The following is a 3,354-nucleotide window of genomic DNA, read 5'->3' as shown; positions in this document are numbered from 1 at the left end:
GTCTCTACACCTATCTCGATTACAACATGGGCGAGTTGTTCTCGCGGCTCTATAACGGCGCCAATGTGCTGATCTTCGTGGCCATCTCGGCCGCTATGATCACCGTGTCGGCGACGGCGATTCGGGTGCTCTTTGACATTCCTCCACAGATCTATCCGTATCCCACCAGCATCTACTTCATAATCATTGCCGCCTCGGCAAGCGTGATCGCCGTGGTGGTGGCCTATTATGGTTTCAATGTGGTGGCCGAGTTTGGCACCATTTGCACACCCTGGCTGATGGTGATGTTCACGGCGGGCGGCATGGTGCTGATCCCGGCGTTGAACGAAGCGCTGACCGGCTACACCACTTTGGCGAGTTTCTCGGATTTCGTGAGTTTGGCGGGAACCACCGTGTTTACCGGCATCAATGCTCAAGGGGAGCCCGGCATCGGATTGTGGGAAGTGATCGGCTTCGCCTGGGCGGCGAACACTTTTGCGCATTTTGGCCTGATTGACATGGCGCTCCTGCGCTACGCCAAGAAACCGATCTATGGCCTGTGTACCGCAACCGGCATGATGTTCGGCCACTACATCGCCTGGATTTCTGCGGCGCTCATGGGGGCGGCGACGGCGGCGATCATGAAATTGAGTATCGCTGTTGTTGACCCCGGTGATGTTGCCTATTACGCGCTGGGTCTCACCGGTTTTGTGATCGTCATCATCGCGGGATGGACAACGGCCAACCCCAACCTCTATCGAGCAGGTCTCGCGGCTCAAGCGGTATTCCCTAACGTCGCACGCCAAAAAGTCACGCTTGCCGTCGGGACCGTGGTGGTGATCGGCAGCTGTTTCCCGTTCATCTTCCGCAGCATCCTGCCACTTATTGCCTACGCGGGACTTGTCCTTGTGTCGATCGGCGGCATGGTATTCGCCGAACAATTCATCTTCCCCCGGCTCGGCTACAAGACCAATTGGCACCGCCTGAAAGGCGTCAAGGACAACAAGCCGGCGCTCATAACCTGGGCGATCTGCCTGGTGTTCGGCTTTGGGTTGGACTCCCTGAATATCATCCCGTACGTCTATCTGTTCCTGCCAACCTGGGCTCTCTCGATCATCCTCTACACCATCTTGGCGAAGAAGGCCGGCGCTGATCAGAGCTATCCTGAAGCCGAGAAACGAGAGCAGGAATTCGCTAGAAAAGTCGAAGAGTATCATGCCCAATTGGCGGCGCAGGAAAGCCATATACACCATATACATGTCAAAGACACGTCCGTTTTGACGAAAGTAATTCAGGCGGTGTGGATTTTGATCGGATTGGTACTGCCGGCTATTCTCGCATGGCGTGTCCTGTTCAACAGCCCGGATCTTTACGACTACTACGTCAATCGTGAGTTGTTTTATGACCTGACCATCTGGTGCACGCTCATCTACTTTGTTTTTGCCTACTGGGGTTTGCAGCGTTCGAAGGCGTTTCATAGATCCGCGCTGCCGGGGGCGGCAAAGCCCGCAGTTTAAGGACGCGGGGCCCCAGCGACCGGGATGGGGTGACGCCACGCCCGCAATGTCGGCGCTGGCGCCTGGATGTGTTGAGGACCGATGGTTCAAGGAGAGGGGATGAATAAGGGATTTACAGTGGCGGGAATCGGCGAGCTGCTTTGGGATGTGTTTCCACAGCACAAGCGTCTCGGCGGCGCCCCGGCCAATTTTGCGTTCCATTGTTACCAGCTCGGCGCGAAAGCCTATCCGGTGAGCTGCGTGGGGACAGATGAACTGGGACTGGGCATTCGCGACAAGCTGCGGGAAATGGGGGTGGATGCCAGCTATGTGCTGGAAAGCGACACCTTCCCCACCGGAACGGTGCAGGTGACCCTGAACGACGAGGGCAAACCTTCCTATCGGATTTTCGAGAATGTGGCATGGGATCATATTGCGTTCACCAGCGGGCTCAAGGCGCTGGCGGCGACCCTCGACGCCGTGTGTTTTGGATCGCTTTCGCAGCGTTCGCCGGTTTCGCGTGCAAGCATCCACGCCTTCTTGCGGCAGATGCCGGAGGCGGCGCTGAAGATTTTCGACGTGAATCTGCGCCAGTCCTATTTTTCGAAGGAGCAAGTTGAGGACTCGCTACGGCTTGCGTCGATTTTGAAGCTCAGCGACGAGGAGCTTCCGGTGCTGGCCGGCTATTTCGGCCTGCGCGGCGATGTAATGGATCAACTCAATGAACTGCGTGAACGGTTTGACCTGGATCTGGTGGCCTACACGCGCGGCCCGGATGGAAGCGTGCTGGTACGCGGCGACGAAGTAGATGTCGCCCCGGGAGTGGCGGGACTTGCGGTGGACTCGGTCGGAGCCGGGGACTCATTCACGGCGTCGCTCTGCATGGGCGTGCTGAAAGACTGGCCGCTGAGCAGGGTGAATGCGTTTGCCAACCGGGTCGCCTCGTTTGTCTGCTCGCAGAAGGGTGCAACCCCGTTGCTGCCCGAAGATCTGACGACATTGTGAGCGACATCAAACCAAAGCGCTCAGCAAATAGCCTGAGAAAATAGAGATAAGGCTCATAGGGAGTTTGTCATGACGGAACCCGTTCAACTCAAGCAGGAAAACCTTCACCGCCTCGCCGACGAAATCACTCGTCCATCCTATGACCGGAGCAAAGTCAAAGCCGGCATCGTCCATATCGGGGTCGGCGGATTCCACCGATCGCACCAAGCGTATTACACCGATGCGCTGCTGAGCGACTCCGAGGCGTCCGACTGGGGCATCTGCGGCGTGGGCCTGCGCGATGCAGACCGCAAGATCGGCGATATCCTGAAAGCGCAGGACTATCTCTACACCTTGATCGTGAAGCATCCCCAGGGAACGGTCGAAACCTGCATTATCGGTTCACTCATCGATTTCATGCTGGCCTGCGACGATCCAGGCGCCGTCATCGACAGGATGGCCAGCGCGGACACCAAGATCGTTTCGCTGACGATTACGGAAGGAGGCTACAACTTCAACCCCGCCACGGGCGAGTTCGACTTCGACAATCCCGATGTGCGACACGATCTGGAGCATCCGTCCAGCCCGAAGACGGTGTTCGGCTATCTCACTGCCGCGCTCAAGAAACGCCGCGCCTTGGGACTCCCGGCCGTCACCATTCAGTCCTGCGACAACATTCAGCACAACGGCGACATGACGCGCAAGATGCTTTTGGCGTTCGCGCACAAGCAGGACGCCGATCTCGCGCGGTGGATCGAGAGCGACGTGAGCTTCCCGAATGCCATGGTGGACCGGATCACGCCCGTAACAACGCCGGAGGATATCGCCTACCTGCGTAGCGCAATGGGATTGGCGGACCAATGGCCGGTCACCTGCGAGCCGTTCACCCAATGGG

The 3,354-nt window shown here is 58.0% G+C and carries 3 protein-coding genes; all 3 read left to right on the top strand.

The features are described from left to right. The coding region (locus tag KAY22_RS26535) for a hypothetical protein (protein ID WP_296626072.1) at window positions 1–1,496 on the top strand (1,496 nt) is incomplete at its 5' end. Window positions 1,497–1,595: 99 nt separating this feature from the next. Beyond that, window positions 1,596–2,480, top strand: coding sequence for a carbohydrate kinase (locus KAY22_RS26530; RefSeq protein ID WP_296626071.1), 885 nt, complete (start codon window positions 1,596–1,598; stop codon window positions 2,478–2,480). Window positions 2,481–2,549: 69 nt separating this feature from the next. Beyond that, the coding region (locus KAY22_RS26525) for a mannitol dehydrogenase family protein (protein WP_296626070.1) at window positions 2,550–3,354 on the top strand (805 nt) is incomplete at its 3' end.

It is taken from the genome of Rhizorhabdus sp., assembly GCF_018006725.1.
Taxonomy (GTDB): domain Bacteria; phylum Pseudomonadota; class Alphaproteobacteria; order Sphingomonadales; family Sphingomonadaceae; genus Rhizorhabdus.
This window is presented reverse-complemented; position numbering and strand designations above follow the sequence as displayed.

Excerpts from the sequence above, each read along its gene's own strand:
- KAY22_RS26530 (WP_296626071.1), top strand. The coding sequence starts at position 1,596 with ATGAATAAGGGATTTACAGTGGCGGGAATCGGCGAGCTGCTTTGGGAT.